This window comes from Oricola sp. (assembly GCF_965230365.1).
In the GTDB taxonomy this organism is placed as follows: domain Bacteria; phylum Pseudomonadota; class Alphaproteobacteria; order Rhizobiales; family Rhizobiaceae; genus Oricola.
The window spans coordinates 1,286,971-1,312,317 of record NZ_OZ246003.1 but is presented as its reverse complement, the minus strand read 5'-3'; the positions used below and the strand labels follow the sequence as shown (position 1 = coordinate 1,312,317).

Genomic DNA, 25,347 nt, shown 5'->3' with positions numbered 1-25,347 from the left:
GGCCCGCGAAATGAAGCGTCAGCGCCCCGCTGCCTCCAGCACGCGCAGCACCGCCACCCCCTGCCGGCCGTCGGTATGCGGCACGTCACCGCTTTCGATGCAAGAGATGAAATGCCGCAACTCGTCGGTCAGCGCCATGTTTGCCTCGAGTGGAACATAGTCGGCTTCCGACAGCGCAAATTCGAAGCCCGTGTCGTTTCGGTCGATGCGCTGGCGGCAGATGGCGAGCTTTTGCGGCCAGTCGAGGAAATCGTCCCACACCGCCATCCCGTCCGACCCGATCACCGCAAACCGGCGCTCGCGATACGGGCTGTGGCGCGACACATGCACATGCGCGCCCATGCCATTGGCGAAATCCATGTGCACATGGGCGAAATCCGTCGAGCCGACCGAGACGTCGCGGCGGATGCCGGTCACCCGCTCCGGCTCGCTGCCGGTCAGCGTCAGGATCAGCGAGATATCGTGCGGCGCGAGGTCCCACAGCGCATCGAATTGCGCGTGGAACTTGCCGAAGCCGAGCCGGTGGCTCTGCACATACTTGATCTCGCCGAGCGCCCCGGACGCGACTATCTCCTGCAGTGCCACGAAGGCATTGTGAAAGCGCAGGATATGCCCGGTCATCAGCACCCGGCCGGCCGTCGCCGCCATGTCGGCCACATGCGCCGCATCGGCCGATGACAGCGCCAAAGGTTTCTCGACAAAGACATGCTTTTCGTCGGCGAGTGCGCGCAGCGCGAATTGTGCGTGCAATTGCGCCGGCAGCGCCAGCACCACGGCGTCGATGGCCGGATCGGCGAACACGTCGTCGGGCGCGCATGCCTTCGCGCCGAACGGCGCGGCAAGCTCGGCCGCACGCGCCAGATCGAGGTCGGCGACGGCGGCCAGAACCCCCAATTCGCCAAGCGTGCGCACATGGTTGGCGCCCCAATAGCCGCAGCCGATCACGGCGATTTTCAGGCTGGATGGCGTGTCGGCATTCATGGTGGGCGGCGCTTTCGGCAGGGCGTGGCGAGTGTCGCCGCCTTTAAGCGGTTTTGCGGCGCGAAAACAAGGCTGGCGCACGCCGATCGCCGCTTGACAGCCAGACGGCCCGCACCTTATATCCGCGCGTCTTCACGCTTCGGCTATTTGTGGCCGCGTTGGCGGAGTAGCTCAGTCGGTTAGAGCAGCGGAATCATAATCCGCGTGTCGGGGGTTCAAGTCCCTCCTCCGCTACCAAGTTTCGCGAGCGAAATTGTAGCGCGCCGCGCGGTTTTGCCGTTTTTGCCAGACGGTTTTACCCCAGTTTTAACGCCTACACCTTCGGGATAACGCTGCTCGCAGCAGCTAGGTCCTTCGCAAGACCGTAGATGCCGAGGTAGACGGCAGATGCTAGAATTACGGAACAAACAAACACTAACAGCTTCCCCGACCGCGACTTGGTGTGGGCCATGTCGACGGCGAGATAGGTTAAGACCACCGCCACGATTCGCGAGCCGAGCGCGATCGCCAGCATCAGGAAGACGCCCCAGCAGGCGAAATTGATCGCGCGTCCTAAATAGCCCTCGGCAGAAGCGAGCTTGGCAAAAAAATAGCCGGTCCCGAAGACAATGAAGGTGAAGCGCACGATCATACCAACGAAATCGGAGACGAGCTTAGCTTCCTCAAAGATCGTTTTCGTTTCCCCTTTAATTCCCTCTTCATCTGCATTGAAGAGGCGCACAAGCATCCGGTCGCTGTGCCAAGCCTTTACGGACTCGATGATTTTTCGAAGGCGTTCGCGGGGCATCGTCTCAGTGCAAGGTTTTAAGTAGTGCGGACACCCGTTGTTCGGCGTCTTCGGGCACTTTGAAGCTGATGGCCCTGTGGGTAGCGAGCTGCCTAATCGCGCTGCGCGCCTCGGCGTCGTACCAGCCGGCGTGAACCGCCCAGGCGGCAAGCGACCTCAGGCGCTCTGCGAGTAGACTGTCATCATCCATGGAGAACGATGCCTGAAGAACGGCCTCCGCCGCCTCCTCGGCAGCGCAACCCGTGTTTTCGAGATCATCAACAATTGTAAGGAAGGCCGGCTCCAAAGCTTCCTGACCGTCGATCTCGCGATCGTCATGACCTCCGGGATATTTGGGCGCTCTGATTGTCATCGGCCTATTCTGCCCGATCCGACGGGCTTGGCAAGCTGGCCGGGTCAGTGGACCGGGCAGGCGGGATGATCGTCGGTTTCTGCTTCATCTCAAATCCGCCGAGACCGTCGATAACGATGTCGGCGAGCGCGCGGCTAGCCGAGACCAGGGCGGCAGACTTCAAACGCATCTCGACTTCATCTCCTCGGTTGCACCGGTTTTCGCACCAGCCGATCCAGTAGCGCGCCATTCGCGCCACAGCACGGACCCGACTTCAGAAAAAATTATCATAAACAGAGCCGATAGCGAGAAGTAGTTGTAGGCAGGGCTATTTGAAGCATAAGTTGTTCAGTTCTCCCTCCATGCAATGTGGAGGAGTGTAGCTATTGCTACTGGTACAGAAAAATCCCGTGAGGATCGAAATGGCAGAACTTGCTGTACTCGACGAAAAGATTAAGCGGCTAATGGACGAGCGCCAAGCTGCAATCGATGCGCTTCGTGCGGTCAAGGACGCGGACGAGAATCAGTATGATCTGGCGCATGGCTACGGTGACAGAGCTTTATCGTTTACCGACGCTGATGCGAGGATTATCGCAGTCTGCGAGATGCTTGGGGGGGCGAAGGCCAAAAAAGACGCCTTACTTGTCCCGCAGGAGTACGTCGACCACGTTGCCAATTCACTCGATACGATCGTCAACCGATATGGTCAGATTTCGACCGGCTTAAGAAACGTCCAGGACAATGGCGGTGTAGGCCAGCTAGATTTAGAAAACGGGGTCCTGACGAGCGCGAACAGCCAAGCCACATTTAAGCTCGCGGGACAAGCTCAGAATCTATGGAACGAGACAGAGTCGGCTCTAATTTCGCTCTATCCACTACTGTTCGCAATCGACATCAAGGGGCAAGCCGATTTCACGCCGCTGCTTCAGTCGTTTAAAGCCGCTACGAAGCAAGCCAAGACACACGAGGGAGAACTTTCGAAAATAGCCAAACAGGCCCGCACGTCTCATGATCAGTTAATCCAGCTCGAACAACAAGGTACGAAGCTCAGAGAAGAGATCGAACGACTCCAGACCGAGGGTGCACGGGATCGTACGACATTATCTGAATATGCCGGTGAAGCCACTCAATCGGTTAGTTCTATCAGATCCACGAAAGAGCAGGCAGAGCAGCTGCAAAGCGAGGTGGAGAGCTACAAGGCCGCCTTCGAGAACTTCCAGAAACAACTGAAACAACGGGAGAATGCGCTTTCGACAGGTACAGAACGACAAAACAAGTTAATCACAAGAGTCGAAGAGATTCAGACAGAGATAGAGGGCTTAAACCAGAGGGCTGAGGCAATGCTGTCTGGCGCTACCGTCGCCGGTCTGGCCAGCTCTTTTGGAAAGCACAGAGACGACCTTAATAAGGAGCTATTGTGGGCACGAGCTGGCTTCTATGTCGCAATTGGATTCCTCTTCATTTCGGTCGTCCCTTTAGCACTATACATCATTCCGGGTCTTGGGGAGTATTTCACGGGGCCGGAGGCAACGGAGGCGGCAGAAGCCGCGAGCGCGTCAGAATTGATCGGTCAGATTGCCGCTCGCGCATTGCTGCTACTGCCCGGCGCGTGGCTGACAAAATTCGCGGCAAGCCGCTATGCATCCCTGTTTAAGCTCAAAGAGCACTACGTGTATAAGCTCTCCGTTGCCTCGTCTGTTGAGGGTTTCAAGAAGCAGGCGGAGCAGTATAAGGATGAGATCGCAGCGGCGACTTTTTTCGAGCTTACGTTCAATCCAGCCAATCGCCTCGAAAAAACAAGCGATGAAGAGCGCCATCCAAATCCCGTCATGGAATACTTGATGAAGCGGATTGGAGCGACGCACGATGGCAAAGGGTAGCAGGCGAAGTCGGCGGTCTGAATGCGCCGCTGTCATCTTCTGTTCCGGTCAATAGTTTCCGAGCTTAGAACGGTTGCTCGTCGCCTCAATATTGAGTTTTTACGTTCTTTCGGCTAATCGGGTACGGCGGGTGAATCATAGCCTTCGGGCTCCGCTCGGCCACATCTGGTTGGCGAGGGACGTAGCGGCCCTCCACCCGCAAATCACATCTCTTTTCCGATCTGGTTCTCAAAATAGCGGCGACCGCGCGAGCTTTTAAAGATCGTGCGCAAGCTCCAGTACCGGCCGGCCGCCGGCGGATCGAGAACTAGAAACATGCCTAGCGTTTCATCGAACAGCCGGATAACGCCGCTATCGTCCCGCTTCGCCCTGCCGCGCATCAGCGCCTTTCCGATCTCTTTCCATGTCGAGATTTGGGGTACGCGGCGACGGTCGGCCGCGTGGCCGATCGTAGCGCCGTCGATCACCACCGGGAGATGATCCGGCCCAAATCGCGACGGCGCGACAGCAACCGGAAACCGGCGTAGAGGGTATTCACCTAAACAGATATTCCGACCCTCCTTCTCTCCAACTGATCCAATCACCCAGCACCATAATTGCACGTAGCTCCCACAGCTTTTCTAACGCGGCGCACCGCTGCAGCACCCAGTTCCCGACACATTCAAGCGCAAACAGGACTTCTTGCGCTAGGATCGACAACAGCCCTACCGCCAGCCCCACCCCCGGCACACCACCCATTGCCGCGCCGCGCTCTCCGGGTCAGTTCGACAGGTCGCGCCCTCCGGCGAGCGCACCAGTTCCGACCGCCGCTGGCGCTCGCGCCAGATCGTGTAGATCGCGGCCGACACGATGATCGCCGCCCCGACCAGCGTGCACCGGGTCGCCATCAACCGCGCCGCTAACAATCCCCCCCACCAAAAACATATCCACCCCTCCCAAAACCTCCCTTACACTTCATCCTGCCTTCTCACGGAAGTCTGTCGTGCACACCGGCTGATGGAGAGAGGGACGGTGCCTGCCGGGCGGTGCAGAGGTGTATCGCTGGGTGATGAACCCCCACGGCAGGGCGGCATGAAGCGGCGCCGTATCTCCCCCCTTGCGGGGGAGAAAGTGATTTCAACATCTTAGCGCCAGCTAAGTGTTAGAAATCGCAAGAGAGGGGCAATGCGCCGAGGTCTGAGACCCTGGTGTTTTCTTCAACATCGCGAGCCCCTCTCTGGCAAAAACCAAGGACTTGGCAAGCCAAGCCCAGGTTTTTGCTTTCTCCCCCGCAAGGGGGGAGATACGCGACCCCTCCCGTTGCACAAGTTTATCGCCCGTTTTTGCGTTTATCCAACAAATTCAATCCCATAGTCCACGCGCGCCAAAAAACTTGTCCACCCCTCCCAAAACCTCCCTTACACTTCATCCTGCCCTTTCGCGGAAGCCCGGCGTGCACACCGGCTCACGGGGAAAGGGACGGTGCCTGGCTGGTGGCGCAGAGGTGTGTCACTGGGTGATGAACCCCCAAGTCAGGGCGGCATGAAGCGGCGCGCGCAGTCTTGTTTTCCCGGACAGAGTTCCGGGCCGCCGACCGAAGCTGCAAGACCACCGAGCGGGCGGTCCGAGGATCGCTATACTCAAAAGACGTTGCGATGCTTTGACCGCCCGTCTTCCACTCGCGATGCCCCGGCTGGCGCAGCCAGACCGGGAAAGCTTATCGCGAGCAGGAAAAAGACTTTGAACAATCCGGCCCCGAAAAAACAGGGCGCGGCGGTAGTGACGCGCGCCCTCTCCCTGCCGGCGGCGAGCGGCCGGTTCGCAGAAGCAAATCCGATGCAGGTGGCCTGTTGAAGGGTCGCAGCGACCGCCGGCGGGATCGGGCGAAACCGACATCCGAGGCCCGACCTCTCCTGACGTAAGAGAACGCTTGCATCACATGCCATGAATGCTAGCGTTTCGACGTTTCGAAAGGGAAGGTTTCACCATGCAGGTTTCATCATCCGGTTTGCGGCTGGCCGTTGCGCTCGCGGTTTCGGCCGGGCTTGCCGGCGCGGCGCAGGCGGCGGGCGCCAAATGCGCCGTTCACGACGACAATTTCGTCGTCCGGCTGCCGCAACTAACCGGCGGCAACGTGCCCTACAACGACAGTTGCGGCAATCCGCACCATGTCGCCGGCACGGTAGATGTCGGCATCAATTCGATGTGCATCACCTATCTGGAACCAGCCGAAAGCGTGGTCGCGGCCTGGGATTGCGGCGGCACGCCGGGCATGGACCCGACGACGAAGCTTTATCACCGCACCCCGTCAGGCGTCGACATCCACCATATCAAGATGAGCTGTTTCGAGATCCAGGGCCGCAGCGACCGCAGCGACCTGTCCTGCCCGGAGCCGTGAGCCGGCCAATCACAAGTCGCAGCGATAATCGAAAAGACTGTTCTCGAAGGCTTCGAGAAAGTCGAGGGTCAGGAGCGACGGCGGTTGATGGATCGGCCGCACGAGCGAGAGCTTGTGCGGAACGTTGGGAACGAACGGCCGGAAGCTCAACCCGCGATGCTGGTAGCTGCGGGCATCGAGTTCGCTGACCACGGACACGCCGGTTCCCAGGCACACCAGTTCGCACGCGCAGGTAAACTGCCGCGTCTCGACCAGCGCCTCGATCGTCTTGCCGGTCTGCGCGAACGCCTCGGCGACGCCCCGGTAATAGGTGCTGTCGATCGTGTCGTGGATGAACTTTTCGCCGGCAAGATCGTCGGGGGTGATCACCGCGTTGGCCTCAAGCCTGTGGCCCTTCGGAAAGATGCACACTGACCGGATTGAAATCCCCTGATCCTCGATCGCCGGGTGCCCCGTGAAATCGTCGGTGATCCCGCAATCATATTGTTCGCCGATGATCCATTCCAGGATCCGCTCGGGGCGGTCCGGCTCGATGGTCACCGTCACGTCGGGCCTGTCAGTCAAAAACGCGGCGATGACGCCCGGCAGATGGCACACCGCAAATCCGGGCAGGCAGGCGACCCGCAAATGCCCGGCCTTGCGGGCGGGAATGTTGCGGCCGACCTGGGCGATGTAGTCCATCGATTCCAGCACGCGGCGGATTTCCGGCAGCAGGTGACGCGCTTCGGCCGAAAGCACCAGACGCCCATCCATGCGATGATACAGCCTGAAGCCGAGATCCTTGGCGAGATCCGACAATAACCGGCTGGCGGCTGGCTGCGAAACGCCGAGCATCGCGGCGGCGCGGGTGATGTTGCCGGTCCTGGCGACCGCATCCAAGGCCTCCAACTGCCTGATCCGCAGGTGCTCTCTCATTCCGGCTTCTCCGCAGCATGTTTGCCGATCAGACAGTAATCATAATGTTGTGTTATATATAAGTCAATGAAATGTCACTTGAATTATGAGTTGGAATGCTTTTAGCTGCTGACAGCGATTGAACGCATCCGGGATAGCTCTGAGGGAGGCGGGACCAAAAAGGGAAGTAGATGCCACGCGCCAGCGGTAACGAACCGCGCGCCGGTTCCGGCAATTGTCGGCGGACAATGCACCCCGAAAAGATGTATGCTTCCCCAAGGCGAGACAGCGCGAAAGAAACAACAATAAGACTCCGGTACCGCCCTGCTTTGCTGCAAAGACGGTCAAGGAGCGCCAACTGATACACCAGATCCAAAACCGTGTTTCACAGATAGGAGTCATCATGGTTTCTCGTTCCACGCTCAAAGCCTCGGCCGCAGCCGCGGTCATCACCATGGTCGCCGCGCAAGGCGCCAACGCCGACACGCTGCGGCTGCTCACCTGGGGCGGCTACGCGCCCGAAGCCGTCATCGAACTGTTCGAGAAAGAGACCGGCCACACGGTTGAAGTCACGAAATCCAACAACGAAGAGATGATCGCCAAGCTCCGCGCCACCGGCGGCGGCGGCTTCGACCTCGCCCAACCGAGCCAGGACCGCATCGCCGGCCCGCAGGAAGAGTTCGGCATCTACAAGCCGATCGACATGTCGAAGATCGACACCTCGCAGTTCATCACTTCGATGCTCGACGCCACCAAGGGCAACACCATGATCGGCGGCGATGTCTACGGCGTCCCGCACGTTTGGGGCACTTCGGGTCTCGTCCTCGACACCAACATGGCCGGCGCGGTCAAGGACTATGTCGATCTTTGCTCGGATGAGTTCGCCGGCAAGGTTTCCTATCGCCTGAAGCGCCCGACCCTGATCGGTTTCGCATTCTCCATGGGCATGGATCCGTTCGCCGCTTATGGCGACGAGGATGCCTACAAGGAAATCATGTCCAAGGTCGAAGCCAAGCTGATCGAGTGCAAGGCCAACGTCAAAGCCTATTGGGGCGGTGGCGACGAGCTGATGAACCTGCTGCGCTCCGGCGAAGTTGTTGCGTCGATGGCCTGGGACACCGGCGGCTGGAAACTCAACTCCGAGAAGCCGGAAGTCACCTTCGTCGCTCCGTCGTCGGGCGCGCTCGGCTGGATCGACACCTTCGCCCTGCCGGCAAAGGGCAAGGCTGACGATGCGGCCTACGCCTGGATCAACTTCGTGATGCGTCCGGATATCGCCGCGATGATCACCGATGTTGCCGGCAACTTCACCGCCTCCAAGGGCGCCGACGCGATGGTCTCCGAAGAACTGAAGGTCAAGTACCAGAAGTCCTTCCCGCCGGCCGATGTCGACAACATCAACTGGTACCCGACGGTGCCGGCTGGTCTCGAGGCAATTGAAGGCGCCGTGCTCGACCGCGTCAAGGCGGCCAACTAAGCGCCTTTACATTGTTCGGAAACCCCCGCCCACGGGCGGGGGTTTCTGTATTCGACAGGAACCGAGAATGCCCGCTCCCGATCTACGCTGCTCCGATCTCACCAAGGCTTTCGGCGATGCGCTGGCCGTCGATCACGTCAACTTCGAAGTGCCCGCGGGCTCCTTCTTCTCGATCCTTGGCCCGTCCGGCTGCGGCAAGACGACGATCATGCGCATGGTCGCAGGCTTCCTCGAGCCGACATCGGGCGACATTGCCATCAAGGGCAAGTCGGTTCTCGACGTTCCGCCCAACCGACGCCCCGTCAACATGGTCTTCCAGCATCTCGCGCTGTTTCCGATGATGAATGTCGCCGACAACATCGGCTACGGCTTGCGGCGCCAGGGCATGGGCCGGGCGGATATTGCACGCAAGGTGGACGAGGCGCTCGATCGCATCGGCCTCCCCGGTATCGGCCCGCGCAAGATCGACGAACTCTCCGGCGGCCAGAAGCAGCGCGTGGCGATTGCCCGCTGCATGGTGCTGGAGCCGGACGTCCTGCTTCTCGACGAGCCGCTCGGCGCGCTCGACCTCAAGCTGCGCGAGCAGATGAAAGTCGAACTGAAGAAGCTCCAGGCCGCCTTCGAGACCACATTTGTCTATATCACCCACGACCAGGGCGAGGCGCTGGTCATGTCGGATGCGATCGCTGTCATGAACAACGGGCGTTTCGAGCAGACCGGCAGCGCGCAGGATCTCTACTACCGCCCGCAGACGGCTTTCGTTGCCGGCTTCGTCGGCGATGCGAACGCCTGGAGCGGCCAGGTCGCGCGCGCCGAGGGCGGATTCGCCGAGATCGAGGTTTCGCCGGAAACAACGGTCCGCGGCGCACTGCATGGCAGGACGCTGGGCCAGTTCGATCCGGCACGGGTGTTCGTGCGACCGGAAGCCATCCGGCTCGCCTACTCACCAGCCGAACTCGAACACTTCGACAATCGGCGGTCGGGAACCGTCGAGCAGATCCTGTTCAACGGCGCCGCCAGCCGGGTTCAGGTCAGTGTTGCCGGCGGGCTCAAGCCGATCGACGTCAGCCTGCCGCAGTCGGGCGAATACCACAGCCTGGCGATCGGCCAGTCCGTTCACATCGGCTGGTCGGCCGAGCAATGCAACGTATTTGCAGCGGAGGCTGACGCATGACGGCGCAGCGCTCGCTCGGCTTCTACCTGCTGCTCGCGCCGATTGTGCTGTGGCTGCTCCTGCTCGTCCTGATCCCGCAGATCGACCTCGCCCTGCTGTCCCTGCAGGAGCGCGTGGGGGTGCGCCAATACACGACGAGTTTCGCCAACTACTGGTCCTTCTTTGAAGAACCGCTCTATCTCATGACGTTTGCGCGCACGGCCGTCATGTCGATTCTCGCGACCGCGTTGACCCTGATCGTCGGATTTCCCGTCGCCTACTACATCGCAAAGATAGCCCGCGGCCGGATGCGCTCGATCCTGTTTGTGCTCTGCCTCGTGCCGTTCTGGGTCTCGGAACTGGTGCGCACATTCGGCTGGATGATCCTGCTGCGCGAAACCGGTGTCATCTCGTCGTTCCTGCAATGGTCCGGCCTGGCGGCAGGGCCTGTCGAAATGCTCTATAACGACGTCGCCATCATGATCGGTCTGGTCTACACATCCATGCTGTTCATGGTCGTGCCGCTGGTAACCACGCTCGACAGTCTCGACAATGCAGTCATCGAGGCGGGTTACGATCTCGGTGGCACCGGCCCGTCAATCCTGCGCGAAATCGTCGTCCCGCACGCCATGCCCGGTATCGTGTCGGGCTGCATCGTGGTGTTCATGCTGACGCTCGGCAACTACCTGACGCCGATCATGCTGGGCGGCAAGGACAGCCTTTGGTTCACCGAACTGATCTACTCGCAGTTCATCGTTCGCTTCAACTGGGAACTCGGCGCCGCCTTCGGCTTCATGCTGCTGTTCCTGTCGACGGCGATCATCTGGGGCGCGCTGCGGCTGTCCGGCCAGACCCTTCAGAAGACGATGGGATAGGACGCCGGTCATGCTCCCGACAATCCCGCACAACCGAACGGTCGACTGGATCTACAACGCCTATGTAACGTTGTTCTTCCTTTACCTCGCGCTGCCGCTGACCGTCGTCGCCGTATTCGCGTTCAACGACAGCCAGTTCCCCGCACTGCCCTGGCAAGGATTCACCTGGAACTGGTTCTTCGGCGACGAGCGCCCGATGATCGGCGTCTTCCACGAACGCCCCATCCTGCGCGCCATTGGCACCTCGATTTTTGTCGGCGCCTGCGTGTCGACACTGTCGGTCGCGGTCGCGACCACCAATGCCTTCCTGTTCAACCGCCACGACTTTCCCGGCAAGAGCATCCTCTATTTCCTGATGCTGCTGCCGCTTGTCATTCCAGGCATTGTCCTCGGCATCTCGATCCTGGTGTTTTCCTCGACCATGGCCAATGCGGCCTGGGACGGCATGCAATGGGAGATCGAGGCGCTGCGGCCAGGCGTCCTGCTCGTTGTTCTCGGCCAGTTCTCGTTCATCGCGACCATGGCAACCCTCGTCGTTTCGGCGCGACTGAAAGGGTTCGATCAGACGCTTGAAGAGGCCGCGATGAATCTCGGCGCCAGCAGGCTCACTGCGGTGCGCACGATCACCCTGCCCTATCTGCTGCCCGCATTGCTCGGCGCCTTCATCGTCGCGTTTCTGATGAGCTTCGAGAATTTCAATACCACATTGATGCTGGTCGGCTCCGACGCGCCCCTGACCATCGCCATGTTCGACCGGCTGAAGGAGGGTTCGACGCCGCTCCTGAACGCTGTCTCGCTGCTGCTGATGGTGGGGTCGAGCGTGCTCGCGCTGATCATGATCGCGTTGCAGCGTCGGTGATGCCTTGCGAACCGGATAGGCCAGATGCTTCTTGAGAGGTCTTCAGAAACGAACCGATGAACCTGAATGACGCGAAATTCTTTCTTCTGCTGATCCCGCAGAAACCCAGCCGGCCCTTCTCGCTGGACCGGCCGGCGGTTGCGGCGGAATCCGGCAGACAGAGCAACCGCGTCACCGACCCCGCAGACTGGCGCGCTTCCGGATCAGGTAAACTTCCTGAACAGCCGCGTCCGGTCGAAGGCCGCTTCCAGTTCATCCGTTCGCTTCTTGACGCTGTCCCAGCGCAGTTCCTGAACGGCGGCAATCGCGCATTCGGCAAGCAGCAGCGTCGCCATTCCTGAATCCCAGGCGGAAGGCACGGCGATCCGCGCCGCGAAGCTGTATTTGGCGACCCGGTCGATCGGCGATCGCCACTGGTCGGTGAACAGCACCACATCGGCGCCGCGTTCATGCGCCATTTCGGCCATCATCAGGGTCGAACTCTCGTAACGCCGTACATCGAAGGCGATGATCATGTCGCCTTCGCCAATATCGAGCATGTGATGCGGCCAGGCGCTGGCCTGCGACGGGACGAGGAACACATCCGGCCGGATCATCTGCAGGTGCAGAAAGAAGTAGTGCGCCAGTGTACCCGACAACCGTCCGCCGGCGATATGCAAGCGCCGGCCGGTGTCGGCGACGGCGCGGCAAAACGCATCGAACTGCGTCGGATCGATGTGTTCCAGCGTACGCCGCACATTGTCGATCGTCGCCAGCGCATAGCGGTTCAGCACATGCTCTTCGGGCACGTCATGCACCCAAGTTTCGCGCTTGATGATCGGGTTTGAAACAACTGCTTTCAACTCGTCGCGCAGCGCAGCCTGGAACTCCGGATAACCTGAAAAACCGAGCTTCTGAACCATGCGGGCGACGGTCGGCGTCGACACGGACGCGCGCTCGGCCAGTTCGGTGATGCTGCCCAGCCCCGAAACGGGATAATTGTCGAGGATAGCGTCCGCCAATTGCCGTTCCGCACGCGTCAACTCGCCGAGCCGCGCCTGGATTGCCTCCGATACCGTCGCTGCCTGCCGCATCGCTACCTCGTCTGTGGGAACGATTTTTTACATGAAAATCAGAGGTGAAGCAAATTCTTCAGAAGAGGAGTTGACAGGCGACATCGACATGAAGAAAGTTTTTCGAATGACACGGCAAGACCACCAGACAGTCGACTTCGGTTCCGCCGCGCATGTGCGGCCGGCTTCCGCTGCCTCGCCCTTCCTCGTCGTTTGCGAACACGCGTCTGCGCGCATGCCAGCGTTCCTTCAGTCGCTCGGGCTGCCCGGCGAACTGCTGCACAGCCACATTGCCTGGGACCCCGGCGCGCTCGGTGTCGCAGAAGCCCTGGCCGACCGCCTCGCCGCGCCTCTCGTCAGCGGCGGAGTGTCCCGCCTTGTCTATGACTGCAACCGGCCGCCGGAAGCCACTGACGCCATCCCGTCACGCAGCGAGATCCACGACATTCCGGGAAACCGCGATCTCGATGCAGCGCAGCGTAAAGCCCGAATCGAACACGTTTACGAGCCGTTCTGCCGGACCCTGGCCGCCGAGATCGCCGCAAACCCGCAACTTCGCGTCCTTGTCACCGTGCACAGCTTCACGCCGGTCTACCGGGGCGACCGCCGCGAAGTCGAAATCGGCATCCTGCATGGCGACGATCCGCGCTTCGCCCGCGCAATGCTCGCCGCCTCGCCGCGTACCAACAGCCATGTCACCCGGCTGAATGAACCCTATGGACCGGGGGACGGTGTCGACCACACGCTTAACCGGCACGGCGTCGCCAACGGCTTGCTGAACGTGATGATCGAAATCCGCAACGACCTGATCGACACGCCGAAACGCCAGGCCGCGATGGCGGACCTGTTCGACGACTGGATCGTTGCGACCCTGAACAGCCTCGAAACGAGGGCCGCGTCATGATTTTTCTTCTGCGTCGTTATGTTCGGGTTGTTGACGGATTGAACTACTGGATCGGCCGGGTTGTGATGTTCGGCCTGTTTTTGATGGTTGCGATCCTGCTGTGGTCGTCGATCTCCAAGGCGGTCTATGTGGTGCCTGCGTTCTGGACGCTTGAGATGGCGCAATATGCGCTGGTCGCCTACTACCTGCTCGGCGGGCCCTATTCGATGCAGCTCGGCTCGCATGTGCGCATGGACCTGCTGTATTCGAACTGGTCGGACCGCCGCAAGACCTGGTTCGATGCGTTCACCGTCTGCCTTCTGATCTTCTATCTCGCCGTGCTGTTGTGGGGCGGCTACGATTCGCTGGCCTATTCGCTGCAATACAACGAGCGCAGCCCGTCTCTGTGGCGGCCGCTTCTGTGGCCGGTCAAGACCATCATGGTCATCGGCATCTTGCTGATGCTGCTGCAGGCGGTCTCCGAGCTCTTGAAGGACATCGCCAAGCTGGCCGGCATCGCGCTTGCCGACACCCCTTCCGATCCGGAGACGCCCAATGTCGTATGAGGCCATCGCCATCGTCATGTTCGCATCGATGATGCTGATGCTGTTGACCGGGCAGCGCGTGTTCGGCGCCATCGGCGCGGTGGCGGCGATCGCCGCGTTGACGCTGTGGGGCACCGGCGGCCACGACATACCGTTCTCGTCGGCGATGAAGCTGATGAAGTGGTATCCGATGCTGACGCTGCCGATGTTCATCTTCATGGGCTACGTGCTGTCGGAAAGTCGGCTGGCCGACGATCTCTACCGGATGTTCCATGTCTGGATGGGGCCGATCAATGGCGGGCTGGCGATCGGCACGATCGGGCTGATGGTGCTGATCTCGGCGATGAACGGGCTGTCGGTGGCCGGCATGGCGATCGGCGCGACCATCGCGCTGCCGGAACTGCTGCGGCGCGGCTATGACAAGCAGATGGTGACCGGCGTGATCCAGGCCGGCTCCTCGCTCGGCATCCTGGTGCCGCCGTCGGTGGTGCTGGTGCTGTATGCGATGATCGCCCGCCAGCCGGTCGGCCAATTGTGGCTGGCCGGGGTTGTGCCGGGGCTGATGATGGCGGGCATGTTCATTCTCTACATCGCCATCCGCTGCCGCATCCAGCGCCATCTGGGCCCGGCCCTGCCGGCGGAAGAGCGCAACGTGCCGATGGCCGAGAAACTGCGCCTGTTGCGCGCCGGGGCGCTGCCGCTCGGCATCTTCGCGGCGATGATGGTGCCGTTCATCAATGGCTGGACCAGCCTGGTGGAGAGTTCGGCCATCGGCGCGATGACGGCGCTGGCGGCCGCCATCGTCACGCGGCGCATGACGCTCAAGGTGTTCGAGACCTGCACCCGCCAGACGCTGGCCATCTCCTGCATGTTCATGTGGATCATCCTGGCCGCGCTCGGCTTCGGGGCGGTGTTCGACGGGCTCGGCGCGGTGCGCGCCATCGACAACCTGTTCACCGAGCAGCTCGGCCTCGACCCGTGGATGATCCTGATCCTGATGCAGCTGTCGTTCATCCTGATGGGCACGTTCCTCGACGACACCGCCATGCTGGTGATCGTCGCGCCGCTCTACGTGCCGCTGGTCAAGATACTCGGCTTCGACCTGATCTGGTACGGCGTGCTCTACACGATCACCACCCAGATCGCCTACATGACGCCGCCCTTCGGCTACAACCTGTTCCTGATGCGCGCCATGGCGCCGCCAGAGGTGACGCTCAAAGACATCTACACCTCCATCATACCATTCGTCGGCGTCATGATCCTCGCGCTCGCACTCGTCATGACATTCCCCCAGATCGCACTGTGGCTCCCAAACTACGTCTACGGGAAATAAACCTATAAGAGCTCCGTCAAGGGGCCGGTCAACGGCAAGGAGAGAAACCATGACCACAAGACGTAAGTTTTTGAAGACTGCCGGTGTTGCCGCAGCCGCTGCTCCACTGGCCACCCCTGCTCTTGCTCAATCGTCCATCAAGTGGCGAATGCAGACTTATGCCGGCCCGGCCCTGGCCGAACACGTGATCAAACCCGCGATTGACATGTTCAACAAGGTCGCCGGCGATCGCATGCAGATCGAACTGTTCTTCGCCGACCAGTTGGTGCCGACCGGCGAACTGTTCCGCGCCATGCAGCGCGGCACCATCGATGCCGTGCAGTCGGATGACGACTCCATGGCCTCACCGACGGAAGTGACCGTTTTCGGCGGCTACTTCCCCTTCGCATCGCGCTACTCGCTCGATGTCCCAGTTCTGTTCAACCAGTACGGCCTGAACGAGATCTGGGACGCCGAGTACTCGGCGCTCGGCGTCAAGCATGTATCGGCGGGCGCGTGGGACCCCTGCCACTTCGCCACCAAGGACCCGATCCGTTCGCTGGAAGACCTGAAGGGCAAGCGCGTCTTTACATTCCCGACCGCCGGCCGCTTCCTGGCGCAGTTCGGTGTCGTGCCGGTGAACCTGCCCTGGGAAGATATCGAGGTTGCGGTCCAGACCGGCGAACTCGACGGCATCGCCTGGTCGGGCATCACCGAGGACTACACGGTCGGTTGGGCCGATGTGACCAACTACTTCCTGACCAACAACATCTCGGGTGCCTGGGCGGGTTCGTTCTTCGCCAATATGGATCGCTGGAACGAGTTGCCGGAAGACCTTCAGACCCTCTTCCAGGTCTGCTGCGACCAGTCGCACTACTATCGCCAGTGGTGGTACTGGGGTGGCGAGGCATCGTTGCGCGTCAATGGCACCAAGATGGAACTGACGACGATACCCGACGAGGAGTGGGCGACGGTCGAAGCGGCCGCCGTCGATTTCTGGGACGAGATCGCCGCCGAAAGCCCGGTGAAGGCCAAGGTGGTCGAGATCTTCCGCAAGTACAATGCCGACATGCAGAAGGCTGGACGGCCCTATCGCTACGGCTAAGTTGAACGGATGCAGGCCCGGGCGGAATTGTTTCGCCCGGGTCGTTTATGTGGAGATTGCGCAATGGCCGTTTTGAGTTTCGAACACCTCAAGGAGCAGGTCGCTGACGGCCTTGTCGATACTGTCCTCGTCTGTCTTGTCGACATGCAGGGGCGCCTGATGGGCAAGCGGTTTCACGCCGCCAATTTCGTCGAGCACAGCCATGCCGAAACCCATTGCTGCAACTATCTGCTGGCGACCGACCTGGAGATGGCGACGCCCGACGGTTATGCCTCGACCAGTTGGGAAAGGGGCTACGGCGACTATGTGATGCAGCCGGACCTTTCGACCCTGCGCCCGGTGCCATGGCTCGAAGGTACGGTGATGGTGTTGTGCGACATCCTCGATCACCACACTCATGCGCCGGTACCGTTCAGCCCGCGCCAGGTCCTGAAAAACCAGATTGCCCGCCTCGAGGCGCTCGGCATGACCCCCATGATGGCAACCGAACTGGAATTTTTCCTGTTCGAGGGCGGTTTCGACGAAATCCGCAAGAACGGTTTCCGCGACCTGACCCCGATCAGCGGCTACAACGAGGATTATCACATCCTCCAGACGACCAAGGAAGAAGCCGTGATGCGGCCGATCAGGAACAACCTGTTCGCTGCCGGTATTCCTGTCGAGAACTCCAAGGGCGAAGCCGAAATCGGCCAGGAAGAGCTGAATATCCGCTATGCCGATGCGCTGGCCTGCGCCGACCACCACACCATCGCCAAGCAGGCGGTCAAGGAGATTGCATGGCAAAACGGTGTGGCGGCGACCTTCCTGCCGAAATGGCATCACGATCGCGTCGGCTCGTCGAGCCACGTTCACCAGTCGCTCTGGAAGGACGGCACGCCGCTGTTCCACGACGCCGACCGTCCTTACGGAAAATCCGAACTGATGGACCGCTACATGGCCGGGCTGATCGAATATGCGCCCGACTACACCTTCTTTCTGGCGCCCTATGTGAACAGCTACAAGCGCTTCAAGAAGGGCACGTTCGCGCCGACCCGCTCCGTATGGTCGGTCGACAACCGGACCGCCGGCTTCCGGCTCTGCGGCGACGGCACCAAGGGTGTGCGTATCGAATGCCGCATCGGCGGCTCGGACATGAATCCCTATCTCGCCCAAGCCGCCATGCTCGCCGCCGGCATCAAGGGCATCGAGGACGGGCTCGAACTCGCCACACCGACAACGGGCGACGTCTATCACGCCGATGGCTCGACGCCGGAGGTGCCGCGCACCCTGCGCGCGGCCATCGAAACGCTGCGCGGTTCGTCGATGCTGCGCGAGGCGATGGGCGACGAGACCGTCGACCATTACGTGCGCTGCGCCGAGTGGGAGCAGGAAGAATTCGACGCTGTCGTCACCGACTGGGAAATCGCTCGCGGCTTCGAAAGGGCCTGACAATGCCGACATTGCAATGCATCTCGCCGATCGACGGATCGGTCCACGCCTCGCGCGAAACGCTGGCGCCCGACGCCGCCGACGCTGTCGCCAAGGCGGCGCGCGCAGCACAACCCGCATGGGCCGCGCGGCCCATGTCCGAGCGGATTGCGCTGGTTCGCCGTGCCGTGGAGATCGTCGGCGAGCAGACCGAACGGATGACCACCGAATTGGCGCATCAGATGGGCCGCCCGGTGCGTTATGGTGGTGAGTTCGGCGGCTTCACCGAGCGCGCCAATCACATGGCCGACATTGCCGCCGAGGCGCTGGCGCCGATCGTCATCGAGGACAGCGACGCATTTTCGCGCCGCATCGAGCGCGAGCCGCTCGGCGTCGTGCTCGTCGTCGCGCCCTGGAACTATCCCTACATGACGGCGGTCAATACGATTGCCCCCGCGCTGATCGCCGGCAATACGGTGGTCCTGAAACATGCCACCCAGACCCTGCTCGTCGGTGAGCATCTGGCCGAGTGCTTCCATGCCGCCGGCGTTCCCGGCGATGTGTTTGCCAATGTCTTCCTCGATCACGAAACGACATCCGGCCTGATCGCCGGCAAGGCGTTTGATTTTGTCAACTTCACCGGCTCGGTCGGCGGCGGACGGGCGATGGAGCGCGCTGCCGCCGGCACGTTTACCGCGGTGGCGACCGAACTCGGCGGCAAGGACCCCGGTTATGTCCGCGCCGACGCGGACCTCAATGCCGCCGTCGACACGCTGATCGACGGCGCGATGTTCAATTCCGGCCAGTGTTGCTGCGGGATCGAGCGCATTTATGTACATGAGAGCCTGTACGACGCCTTCGTCGAAAAGGCGGTCGCGCTGGTCAAAACCTACCGGCTCGGCGACCCGCTGAAGCAGGAAACCACCATCGGCCCGATGGCCAATGTCCGCTTTGCGATGGAAGTACGCGCGCAGATTGCCGAGGCCGTCGAAGCCGGCGCGGTCCCGCATATCCCGGTCATGCCGGGCGATGACGGCGCGGCCTACCTGTCGCCGCAGATCCTGACGAACGTCACCCACGAAATGCGCGTCATGCGCGACGAGAGCTTCGGCCCAGTCGTCGGCATCATGGCGGTGCGCGACGATGAAGAAGCCGTTCGCCTGATGAACGACAGCCAGTTCGGCCTGACTTGCTCGCTGTGGACCGACGACATCGACGCGGCCAACATCATCGGCGCGCAACTGCAGACCGGAACGGTCTTCATGAACCGCTGCGACTATCTCGACCCGGCGCTCTGCTGGACCGGCTGCAAGGACACCGGCCGCGGCGCCGGCCTGTCCGTCCTCGGCTTCCACGCGCTGACCCGACCCAAATCCTACCATCTGAAGAAAGGCTGACCGATGAAGCTAGTCGGCAACTGGTCCTACCCCAATCCGATCCGCTTCGGCGCCGGCCGGATCTCCGAGATTGCCGAGGCATGCGCGACCGCCGGCATGTCGAAGCCGCTCCTGGTCACCGACCGCGGCCTCGCCGACATGGAGATCACCACCCGCACCTGCGCCCTGCTGGCCGAGGCGGGCCTTGGCGGCGACAAATTCGCCGATGTCGATCCCAATCCGAACGAGGCCAATCTCGAGGCCGGACTGAAGGCCTATCGCGAAGGCGGCTATGACGGCGTCGTCGCCTTTGGCGGCGGTTCCGGCCTCGATCTCGGCAAGACGCTGGCCTTCATGGCCGGCCAGACGCGGCCGGTCTGGGATTTCGAGGATATCGGCGACTGGTGGACCCGCGCCGATCCCGATGGCATCCACCCCATCGTGGCGGTGCCAACCACTGCCGGTACGGGTTCGGAGGTCGGCCGCGCCGGCGTGCTGACCAATTCCGTGACCGCCGAAAAGAAGATCATCTTCCACCCGAAGATGCTGCCGGCCCAGGTCATCTGCGATCCGGAACTCACGGTGGGCATGCCGCCTTTCATCACGGCTGGAACCGGGCTCGATGCTTTCGCGCATTGCGTCGAGGCGTTTTGCTCGCCGCACTATCATCCGATGAGCCAGGGTATCGCGCTGGAGGGCATGCGCCTCGTCAAGGACTACCTGCCGCGCGCCTATGCCGACGGGACAGACCTTGAAGCCCGCGCCCACATGATGTCAGCGGCCGCTATGGGCGCGACGGCCTTTCAAAAGGGGCTAGGCGCCATCCATGCGTTGTCGCACCCGATCGGCGCGATATACCACACCCACCACGGCACGACCAACGCGGTCTGCATGCCGGCGGTGTTGCAGTTCAACCGCCCGGCGATCGAGCATCGGTTGGCGCTGGCCTCCGCCTATCTCGGCATCGAGGGCGGCTACGAAGGGTTCTGCGCCTTTGTAGACGGCTTCAACGACAGCTTCGATATCCCGAAAAACCTGACCGGGCTCGGTATCGAATCGCCGGATGTCGGCCGCATCCTGGAAGGGGCGTTGAAGGACCCGTCTACCGGCGGCAATCCCGTTGCCATGACGGCGGAAAACACCCGTCAGTTGATCGAACAGTTGCTTTAGTTCGGCGGGGGCGCCGTCGGCGACGGAAGAAGGCGGGCGATTGGCCCGCCTTTTTAGTCAGCTGCGAATAATCATCGTTTCCGGCCCATAGGGAAAATTGGTGATGTTCTCCGCGCCATCCTCGGTAATGATGAAGATGTCGTGCTCGCGGTAACCGCCGGCGCCCGGCTGGCCCTCCGGGGTCATGATCATCGGCTCCATCGACACCACCATACCCGGTTCCAAGACCGTATCCACGTCCTCGCGCAGTTCCACGCCTGCCTCGCGGCCGTAATAGTGAGACAGCACGCCAAACGAATGGCCGTAGCCGAAGGACCGGTACTTCAGGAGGTCCCAGCCGCGATACATGTCGTTGAGCGCCAGCGCGATCTCCGAGCATGACCGGCCAGGCTGGATCATCTCCGAACCGGCCTTCATCACCGCGCAGTTCTTCTCCCAAAGATCGAGATGGGCGTCGGACGCCTCTTCGCAGAACAGCGTGCGTTCGATCGCGGTGTAGTAGCCGAAAATCATCGGGAAACAGTTGAGCGACAGGATGTCGCCGCGCTGCACCTTGCGGTTGGTCACCGGATTATGCGCCCCGTCGGTCATGATGCCGGACTGGAACCATGTCCAGGTGTCCATCAGTTCGACAAAGGGAAAGCTCTCGCCAATCGCCCGCACCATGGCCTGGGTCGAGGCGAGCGCCACCTCGTATTCCGGCACGCCTTCGCGCACCGCCTCCATGACGGCGCGCGCGCCGATATTGCAGACCCGCGTTCCCTCGCGGATCAGCGCCTGCTCTTCGGCGGACTTGATCGTGCGCATCCACATCGAGGCATCCGCGATGTCGACGAACTCGACATTCGGAAAGGCCTCGCCGAGCAACCGCCGGTAGTCGAGCGACACGTGGTCGAACTCGATACCGACGCGTCGCGCACTCTGCGGTACCAGCGTCTTCAGCGCGGTGAAGAAGTTGTCGCGCCGCCAGTCGGAGTAGATGACATTGTCGCCATGCGTCCGCCGCCAGGGCTGGCTGCCATCGATGCCGGCGGTCACGGTCGTCGCGCTGTCCCCGATCAGGACAAACGCATATTTCCGGCCGAAATAGCAGTAGAGGAAGCCGGAATAGTAGCAGATGCCGTGATAGGAGGTGAAAATCGCGGCGTCGATTTCCTCCGCCGCCATATGGCCGCGCATGGCATTCTGCCTGCGGTCCATTTCCCGATCTGAAAACGGTGACCATTCCTTGTCACCATTCTTCCACTGGAAGACATGCAGCATGTCTTCGGTGCTGTCTCTATCCTTCATGTCTGATAATCGCGTCGTTGGGCCTGATGGCCCGCGGCGCTATTGCCGCGAACGTTGGCCTCGCCGGAAACGCAGCCGGCATGACCAAGTCTAGCAGCAGCGGCGCATCATCGCCAACTGCCAGCGACACAGCCCGGTGCAGGGACGTCATGAAATGTACTGAATGGCACGGTACCGGCCCCGAAATGTCAGGCACAGGCGCTGTTTAGCCCGGCGTCATCCCACGCAGCCGTTCCGAACGCCGGCGCAGGATTTCCAACGTCGCCAGCAGGACGATGGAGATCGCCACCATCAACGTCGCAACGGCGAGGATCGTCGGCGATATCTGTTCTCTAAGCCCCGTGAACATCTGCCAGGGCAGCGTCTTCTGTTGTGCGGAGGCAAGAAACAGCACCACGACCACCTCGTCGAACGAGGTGATGAAAGCAAACAATCCGCCCGAAATCACACCCGGCAGAATCAGCGGCATCTGCACCTTGAAGAAGGTGCGCGTTGGATCTGAGCCCATCGACGCCGCCGCGCGGGTCAGCGACCGGTCAAAACCGACCAGCGTCGCGGTCACTGTGATGATCACGAAAGGTGTACCAAGCGCCGCGTGGCCGAGGATCACCTTGACGTAGTTCACGAATGTCTGGTTCACGCCGACATCGTTGATCAGGAAATTGCCGACCGACGAATAGAAGAAAAACATCCCGGTTGCCGAGATGATCAGCGGCACGATCATCGGCGAAATCAGGATCGCCATGATCACGGACCTGAACGGCACATGGCTTTGCGACAGTCCGATCGCTGCGAGCGTTCCCAGCGATACGGCGATTATCGTCGCAAACGGCGCGATAATGAACGAATTGCGCAACGCCAGCTGCCAGTCGCTGTTGGTGAAGAAGTTCTCGTAGTGCTTCAGCGAGAAACCGGCCGGATCGAACGCCAGCATCTCCGGCGTGAAGGTAAAGAAGTCTTGCGAGTTGAACGACAGCGGCACGATCACCAGGATCGGGAAAATCAGGAAAAAGAAGATCAGCCCGCAGATGAAGCGAAACGTGTAGAACCAGGCGATCTGCAGCTTCGTCGAATAGGGAGGGAGCGCGGACATCTGTTCTAACCCAGCTTCACGTTATCGATGCCGACAATCTTGTCGTAGACGTAGAACAACAGCAGCACCAGCACGAGGAGGATCGCGCCGAGTGCGGCAGCCAGTCCCCAGTTCAGCGATGACGAGATATGATAGGCAATCCGGTTGGAGATGAAGATGCCGCTCGTGCCGCCCACCAGTTCCGGCGTGATGTAATAGCCGATCGCCAGAATGAACACGAGGATCGCGCCCGCGCCGATACCGGGCACCGTCTGCGGGAAATAGACGCGCCAGAACGCCGTCCAGTCATTGGCGCCGAGGCTCTTGGCGGCACGCACATAGGAGGGCGAGATGGTCGACATCACCGAATAGAGCGGCAGGATCATGAATGGCAGCAGGATATGCGTCATCGCGATGATCGTGCCGGTTTGGTTGTTGATCAGGATCAGCCGGCCGGCATCGTCGATCAGCCGCAACCACACCAGAACGTCGTTGACCACGCCCTGTTGCTGCAACAACACCTTCCAAGACGCGGTGCGCACCAGAAGCGATGTCCAGAAGGGCAGCAAGACCAGGATCATCAACAGGTTCGATGTCCGCATCGGCAGATTGGCCAGCAGATAGGCGACCGGAAAGCCGAGCACCAGGCAGGCGACGGTGATGACGATCGACAGATACATTGTGCGCCCGAACAGGAACAGATAGATCCGCTCCTTCTCCGGCAGCATTTCGACACCTTCATTGGTGCGGTGCGCGTCTACGGCGGCGAGGAAGTAGCCGTCGGTAAACTGCGGCGACGCGCGCTTGATGACAGCCCAGGTCTGAACGTCGCCCCAGTCCTCATCGAACTCGATGAACGCTTCCTTGTAGGGCGCTTCCATGCGCGTCGACGCGCGCCCGGACTTGCGGAACAGCCCGGCCATGCCCGGTTCGTCATAGTTCAGCCTGAGGCCGAGCCGCGTGTGGCGCTTGTTCTTGAACGCGGTGACGAAATCGGTGTGGAACGCGGTGTAGACGCTTTCATCCGGCAACTCGCCCGAACTCGGGTCCCAGTCGCGCAGCGCCTCGACGGTAAGCGGGATGGTCTCCTGGACGATGCTGTTTTCCACCGAACGGAACAGCATGTCGGTAATCGGCGCGATGAAGGTCACCACGATGAATGCAAGCAGCGGCAACACCAGCATGAAACTGCGAAACTTCTCGCGCCGCAACGCTCGCGCCAACGATTGCTTCAGCGGCGTGCCGTCGGCGGCGCGCATGACGCCGTCTGCGGGCGGTGTCTGCATTCCGGTGATGGTGTCGGTCATTGCGGGTCGCTGCCGGTAATAGGTCGGCGCGGCGGCTGCCCGCCGCGCCGTTGGTCAGAAGATTACTTCGCCAGCCAAGCCTGGAACTTGGCGTCGACGTCGTCGGCGTAAGAGGACCACCATTCGATGTTGTTGACGATGATGTTGCCCATGTTGGCCGGGTCGGTCGGCATGTGCGGACCCATGTCGATGCCGAGTTCGGCGTGCTTGCCGACGAGTGGCGCCGAGGAAGCGCGGGCCGGGCCGTACGAGATGTACTTGGCCTGGTCAGCAAGGCGCTGCGTGTCGGTCGCGAAGTGCAGGAAGTGCATGACGCGGTTCAGGCGGTCTTCCGGCAGACCTTCCGGGATGATCCAGCCATCGAAGTCGAAGACCTGGTAATCCCACAGCATGGCGACTGGCTGCTTCTGCTCTTCGATCACCGAGAACAGGCGGCCGTTATAGGTCGAACCCATGACGATTTCGCCGTCGGCGAGAAGCTGCGGCGTATCGGCGCCCGCCGACCACCAGATCACGTCGTCCTTGATGGAGCCGAGCTTGGCAAGTGCGCGGTCGATACCTTCGTCGGTCTCCATGACGTCATAGAGATCGCCCATTGCAACGCCGTCGCAGACGAGCGCCCATTCGATGTTTTTCTTCGGGCGTTTTTCAAGCGCGCGCTTGCCCGGGAACTTCTCGGTGTCGAAGATGTCGCACAGCGAAGACGGCGTTGCGCCGCCCCATGCGTCGACATTGGTGCGGTAGCCGAAGGTCGTGGAGAACACGATCTGCGGAATGAAGCACTCCGAGACCAGCGACGAGCCGAAGTCGTCGGCCGGGCTCGAGCCGTCATCGCCCGGCGCCATGGTGTTGATGTCGACTTCAGCGGCGAGGCCTTCGTCGCACAGGCGCACGGCATCCGGGCCCTCGACGTCGACGAGATCCCACGTGATGTTGCCGGCTTCGTTCATGGCGCGCAGTTTGGCGACAGCCTCGTTCGACGATTCGTCCCAGATGAACTTGACGCCGGTCTTCTCCGCATAGGGCTCCGAATAGGCCTTGATCTGCGAATTCTGGTAGGCGCCGCCCCAGGAAACGACCGTCAGTTCGTCGGCGCAGTTGTCGCACGCCGGCAGATCGTCGGAAACGACCGGTCCGGCAAACGCCACGGATGCGGCAGTCGCCAGCATGAGTGTCTTCAGTTTCATTGCTTTCTCCCTTGCTTCAGGTCGGAC

25 protein-coding genes and 1 tRNA gene are annotated in these 25,347 nt (G+C 61.3%); 14 read left to right on the top strand and 12 right to left on the bottom strand.

The window, feature by feature from the left end; translation table 11 throughout:
* Window positions 1-18: 18 nt before the first annotated feature.
* A complete protein-coding gene (locus ACO06R_RS06350; RefSeq protein ID WP_421857463.1) occupies window positions 19-981 on the bottom strand; it encodes a Gfo/Idh/MocA family protein in 963 nt (320 codons plus the stop codon).
* Window positions 982-1,141: 160 nt separating this feature from the next.
* Here ACO06R_RS06350 and ACO06R_RS06345 point away from each other — a divergent pair.
* Window positions 1,142-1,218: transfer RNA gene (locus ACO06R_RS06345), tRNA-Met, on the top strand.
* A gap of 76 nt (window positions 1,219-1,294) precedes the next feature.
* On the opposite strand, the gene ACO06R_RS06340 is transcribed toward ACO06R_RS06345, so the two are convergent.
* From ACO06R_RS06340 to ACO06R_RS06330, 3 genes are read right to left on the bottom strand one after another with little or no spacing between them, the layout of a single operon-like run.
* Window positions 1,295-1,768 (bottom strand): hypothetical protein, encoded by a 474-nt coding sequence (locus ACO06R_RS06340; RefSeq protein ID WP_421857461.1) that lies wholly within the window; start codon window positions 1,766-1,768, stop codon window positions 1,295-1,297.
* Window positions 1,769-1,772: 4 nt separating this feature from the next.
* Entirely contained in the window at window positions 1,773-2,120 is a 348-nt protein-coding gene (locus ACO06R_RS06335; protein ID WP_421857459.1) for a hypothetical protein, read from the bottom strand.
* A 4-nt stretch (window positions 2,121-2,124) separates the two neighbouring features.
* Window positions 2,125-2,289, bottom strand: coding sequence for a hypothetical protein (locus ACO06R_RS06330; RefSeq protein ID WP_421857457.1), 165 nt, complete (start codon window positions 2,287-2,289; stop codon window positions 2,125-2,127).
* A gap of 232 nt (window positions 2,290-2,521) precedes the next feature.
* Between ACO06R_RS06330 and ACO06R_RS06325 the strand changes: the two genes are divergently transcribed.
* Window positions 2,522-3,979, top strand: coding sequence for a hypothetical protein (locus tag ACO06R_RS06325; RefSeq protein WP_421857455.1), 1,458 nt, complete (start codon window positions 2,522-2,524; stop codon window positions 3,977-3,979).
* A 203-nt stretch (window positions 3,980-4,182) separates the two neighbouring features.
* Here the strand turns inward: ACO06R_RS06325 and ACO06R_RS06320 are convergent, their stop codons facing one another.
* Window positions 4,183-4,449 (bottom strand): hypothetical protein, encoded by a 267-nt coding sequence (locus ACO06R_RS06320; protein ID WP_421857453.1) that lies wholly within the window; start codon window positions 4,447-4,449, stop codon window positions 4,183-4,185.
* Between the two features lie 234 nt (window positions 4,450-4,683).
* The gene (locus ACO06R_RS06315) at window positions 4,684-4,866 is read right to left on the bottom strand and encodes a hypothetical protein (RefSeq protein WP_421857451.1); all 183 of its coding nucleotides are present in this window, start codon (window positions 4,864-4,866) and stop codon (window positions 4,684-4,686) included.
* A 1,079-nt stretch (window positions 4,867-5,945) separates the two neighbouring features.
* Here ACO06R_RS06315 and ACO06R_RS06310 point away from each other — a divergent pair.
* Window positions 5,946-6,356 (top strand): hypothetical protein, encoded by a 411-nt coding sequence (locus ACO06R_RS06310; RefSeq protein WP_421857450.1) that lies wholly within the window; start codon window positions 5,946-5,948, stop codon window positions 6,354-6,356.
* 9 nt (window positions 6,357-6,365) lie between these two features.
* On the opposite strand, the gene ACO06R_RS06305 is transcribed toward ACO06R_RS06310, so the two are convergent.
* Complete coding sequence (locus ACO06R_RS06305) at window positions 6,366-7,271, bottom strand: LysR substrate-binding domain-containing protein (RefSeq protein WP_421857448.1); 906 nt, start codon at window positions 7,269-7,271, stop codon at window positions 6,366-6,368.
* Window positions 7,272-7,653: 382 nt separating this feature from the next.
* Between ACO06R_RS06305 and ACO06R_RS06300 the strand changes: the two genes are divergently transcribed.
* The 4 genes from ACO06R_RS06300 (at window position 7,654) to ACO06R_RS06285 (ending at window position 11,614) form a co-directional block, all read left to right on the top strand.
* Window positions 7,654-8,727, top strand: a complete 1,074-nt coding sequence (locus ACO06R_RS06300; protein ID WP_421857446.1) for an extracellular solute-binding protein — start codon at window positions 7,654-7,656, stop codon at window positions 8,725-8,727.
* A gap of 67 nt (window positions 8,728-8,794) precedes the next feature.
* Window positions 8,795-9,901, top strand: coding sequence for an ABC transporter ATP-binding protein (locus ACO06R_RS06295; protein ID WP_421857445.1), 1,107 nt, complete (start codon window positions 8,795-8,797; stop codon window positions 9,899-9,901).
* Window positions 9,898-10,755 (top strand): ABC transporter permease, encoded by an 858-nt coding sequence (locus tag ACO06R_RS06290; RefSeq protein ID WP_421857443.1) that lies wholly within the window; start codon window positions 9,898-9,900, stop codon window positions 10,753-10,755. The genes ACO06R_RS06295 and ACO06R_RS06290 overlap by 4 nt, the downstream gene beginning before the upstream one ends.
* A 10-nt stretch (window positions 10,756-10,765) precedes the next feature.
* Window positions 10,766-11,614 (top strand): ABC transporter permease, encoded by an 849-nt coding sequence (locus ACO06R_RS06285; RefSeq protein WP_421857441.1) that lies wholly within the window; start codon window positions 10,766-10,768, stop codon window positions 11,612-11,614.
* Between the two features lie 203 nt (window positions 11,615-11,817).
* Here the strand turns inward: ACO06R_RS06285 and ACO06R_RS06280 are convergent, their stop codons facing one another.
* Window positions 11,818-12,687, bottom strand: coding sequence for a MurR/RpiR family transcriptional regulator (locus ACO06R_RS06280; RefSeq protein WP_421857439.1), 870 nt, complete (start codon window positions 12,685-12,687; stop codon window positions 11,818-11,820).
* 106 nt (window positions 12,688-12,793) lie between these two features.
* On the opposite strand from ACO06R_RS06280, the gene ACO06R_RS06275 reads away from it, so the two are divergent.
* From ACO06R_RS06275 to ACO06R_RS06245, 7 genes are all read left to right on the top strand, one after another.
* Complete coding sequence (locus ACO06R_RS06275; RefSeq protein ID WP_421857437.1) at window positions 12,794-13,570, top strand: N-formylglutamate amidohydrolase; 777 nt, start codon at window positions 12,794-12,796, stop codon at window positions 13,568-13,570.
* Complete coding sequence (locus ACO06R_RS06270; protein ID WP_421857020.1) at window positions 13,567-14,115, top strand: TRAP transporter small permease subunit; 549 nt, start codon at window positions 13,567-13,569, stop codon at window positions 14,113-14,115. Before ACO06R_RS06275 ends, ACO06R_RS06270 begins: the two co-directional genes overlap by 4 nt.
* Complete coding sequence (locus ACO06R_RS06265) at window positions 14,105-15,427, top strand: TRAP transporter large permease (RefSeq protein WP_421857023.1); 1,323 nt, start codon at window positions 14,105-14,107, stop codon at window positions 15,425-15,427. The genes ACO06R_RS06270 and ACO06R_RS06265 overlap by 11 nt, the downstream gene beginning before the upstream one ends.
* A gap of 49 nt (window positions 15,428-15,476) precedes the next feature.
* On the top strand, window positions 15,477-16,511 hold the full coding sequence (locus ACO06R_RS06260) for a TRAP transporter substrate-binding protein (RefSeq protein WP_421857435.1): 1,035 nt from the start codon (window positions 15,477-15,479) through the stop codon (window positions 16,509-16,511).
* Window positions 16,512-16,574: 63 nt separating this feature from the next.
* A complete protein-coding gene (locus tag ACO06R_RS06255; RefSeq protein WP_421857433.1) occupies window positions 16,575-17,939 on the top strand; it encodes a glutamine synthetase family protein in 1,365 nt (454 codons plus the stop codon).
* Window positions 17,940-17,941: 2 nt separating this feature from the next.
* A complete protein-coding gene (locus ACO06R_RS06250) occupies window positions 17,942-19,315 on the top strand; it encodes an aldehyde dehydrogenase family protein (protein ID WP_421857431.1) in 1,374 nt (457 codons plus the stop codon).
* 3 nt (window positions 19,316-19,318) lie between these two features.
* Window positions 19,319-20,464, top strand: a complete 1,146-nt coding sequence (locus tag ACO06R_RS06245; RefSeq protein WP_421857429.1) for an iron-containing alcohol dehydrogenase — start codon at window positions 19,319-19,321, stop codon at window positions 20,462-20,464.
* Window positions 20,465-20,521: 57 nt separating this feature from the next.
* On the opposite strand, the gene ACO06R_RS06240 is transcribed toward ACO06R_RS06245, so the two are convergent.
* The 4 genes from ACO06R_RS06240 to ACO06R_RS06225 all read right to left on the bottom strand — a co-directional run bounded on the left by ACO06R_RS06240 (window position 20,522) and on the right by ACO06R_RS06225 (window position 25,320).
* On the bottom strand, window positions 20,522-21,754 hold the full coding sequence (locus ACO06R_RS06240; protein WP_421857427.1) for a M24 family metallopeptidase: 1,233 nt from the start codon (window positions 21,752-21,754) through the stop codon (window positions 20,522-20,524).
* A gap of 205 nt (window positions 21,755-21,959) precedes the next feature.
* Window positions 21,960-22,847, bottom strand: a complete 888-nt coding sequence (locus ACO06R_RS06235; protein WP_421857425.1) for an ABC transporter permease — start codon at window positions 22,845-22,847, stop codon at window positions 21,960-21,962.
* Window positions 22,848-22,852: 5 nt separating this feature from the next.
* The gene (locus ACO06R_RS06230; protein WP_421857423.1) at window positions 22,853-24,133 is read right to left on the bottom strand and encodes an ABC transporter permease; all 1,281 of its coding nucleotides are present in this window, start codon (window positions 24,131-24,133) and stop codon (window positions 22,853-22,855) included.
* 62 nt (window positions 24,134-24,195) lie between these two features.
* A complete protein-coding gene (locus tag ACO06R_RS06225) occupies window positions 24,196-25,320 on the bottom strand; it encodes an extracellular solute-binding protein (RefSeq protein ID WP_421857421.1) in 1,125 nt (374 codons plus the stop codon).
* Between the last annotated feature and the right edge of the window lie 27 nt (window positions 25,321-25,347).

Excerpts from the sequence above, each read along its gene's own strand:
- ACO06R_RS06350 (WP_421857463.1), bottom strand. The coding sequence starts at position 981 with ATGAATGCCGACACGCCATCCAGCCTGAAAATCGCCGTGATCGGCTGC.
- ACO06R_RS06340 (WP_421857461.1), bottom strand. The coding sequence starts at position 1,768 with ATGCCCCGCGAACGCCTTCGAAAAATCATCGAGTCCGTAAAGGCTTGG.
- ACO06R_RS06335 (WP_421857459.1), bottom strand. The coding sequence starts at position 2,120 with ATGACAATCAGAGCGCCCAAATATCCCGGAGGTCATGACGATCGCGAG.
- ACO06R_RS06330 (WP_421857457.1), bottom strand. The coding sequence starts at position 2,289 with ATGCGTTTGAAGTCTGCCGCCCTGGTCTCGGCTAGCCGCGCGCTCGCC.
- ACO06R_RS06325 (WP_421857455.1), top strand. The coding sequence starts at position 2,522 with ATGGCAGAACTTGCTGTACTCGACGAAAAGATTAAGCGGCTAATGGAC.
- ACO06R_RS06315 (WP_421857451.1), bottom strand. The coding sequence starts at position 4,866 with ATGGCGACCCGGTGCACGCTGGTCGGGGCGGCGATCATCGTGTCGGCC.
- ACO06R_RS06310 (WP_421857450.1), top strand. The coding sequence starts at position 5,946 with ATGCAGGTTTCATCATCCGGTTTGCGGCTGGCCGTTGCGCTCGCGGTT.
- ACO06R_RS06305 (WP_421857448.1), bottom strand. The coding sequence starts at position 7,271 with ATGAGAGAGCACCTGCGGATCAGGCAGTTGGAGGCCTTGGATGCGGTC.
- ACO06R_RS06300 (WP_421857446.1), top strand. The coding sequence starts at position 7,654 with ATGGTTTCTCGTTCCACGCTCAAAGCCTCGGCCGCAGCCGCGGTCATC.
- ACO06R_RS06295 (WP_421857445.1), top strand. The coding sequence starts at position 8,795 with ATGCCCGCTCCCGATCTACGCTGCTCCGATCTCACCAAGGCTTTCGGC.
- ACO06R_RS06290 (WP_421857443.1), top strand. The coding sequence starts at position 9,898 with ATGACGGCGCAGCGCTCGCTCGGCTTCTACCTGCTGCTCGCGCCGATT.
- ACO06R_RS06285 (WP_421857441.1), top strand. The coding sequence starts at position 10,766 with ATGCTCCCGACAATCCCGCACAACCGAACGGTCGACTGGATCTACAAC.
- ACO06R_RS06280 (WP_421857439.1), bottom strand. The coding sequence starts at position 12,687 with ATGCGGCAGGCAGCGACGGTATCGGAGGCAATCCAGGCGCGGCTCGGC.
- ACO06R_RS06275 (WP_421857437.1), top strand. The coding sequence starts at position 12,794 with ATGACACGGCAAGACCACCAGACAGTCGACTTCGGTTCCGCCGCGCAT.
- ACO06R_RS06270 (WP_421857020.1), top strand. The coding sequence starts at position 13,567 with ATGATTTTTCTTCTGCGTCGTTATGTTCGGGTTGTTGACGGATTGAAC.
- ACO06R_RS06265 (WP_421857023.1), top strand. The coding sequence starts at position 14,105 with ATGTCGTATGAGGCCATCGCCATCGTCATGTTCGCATCGATGATGCTG.
- ACO06R_RS06260 (WP_421857435.1), top strand. The coding sequence starts at position 15,477 with ATGACCACAAGACGTAAGTTTTTGAAGACTGCCGGTGTTGCCGCAGCC.
- ACO06R_RS06255 (WP_421857433.1), top strand. The coding sequence starts at position 16,575 with ATGGCCGTTTTGAGTTTCGAACACCTCAAGGAGCAGGTCGCTGACGGC.
- ACO06R_RS06250 (WP_421857431.1), top strand. The coding sequence starts at position 17,942 with ATGCCGACATTGCAATGCATCTCGCCGATCGACGGATCGGTCCACGCC.
- ACO06R_RS06245 (WP_421857429.1), top strand. The coding sequence starts at position 19,319 with ATGAAGCTAGTCGGCAACTGGTCCTACCCCAATCCGATCCGCTTCGGC.
- ACO06R_RS06240 (WP_421857427.1), bottom strand. The coding sequence starts at position 21,754 with ATGAAGGATAGAGACAGCACCGAAGACATGCTGCATGTCTTCCAGTGG.
- ACO06R_RS06235 (WP_421857425.1), bottom strand. The coding sequence starts at position 22,847 with ATGTCCGCGCTCCCTCCCTATTCGACGAAGCTGCAGATCGCCTGGTTC.
- ACO06R_RS06230 (WP_421857423.1), bottom strand. The coding sequence starts at position 24,133 with ATGACCGACACCATCACCGGAATGCAGACACCGCCCGCAGACGGCGTC.
- ACO06R_RS06225 (WP_421857421.1), bottom strand. The coding sequence starts at position 25,320 with ATGAAACTGAAGACACTCATGCTGGCGACTGCCGCATCCGTGGCGTTT.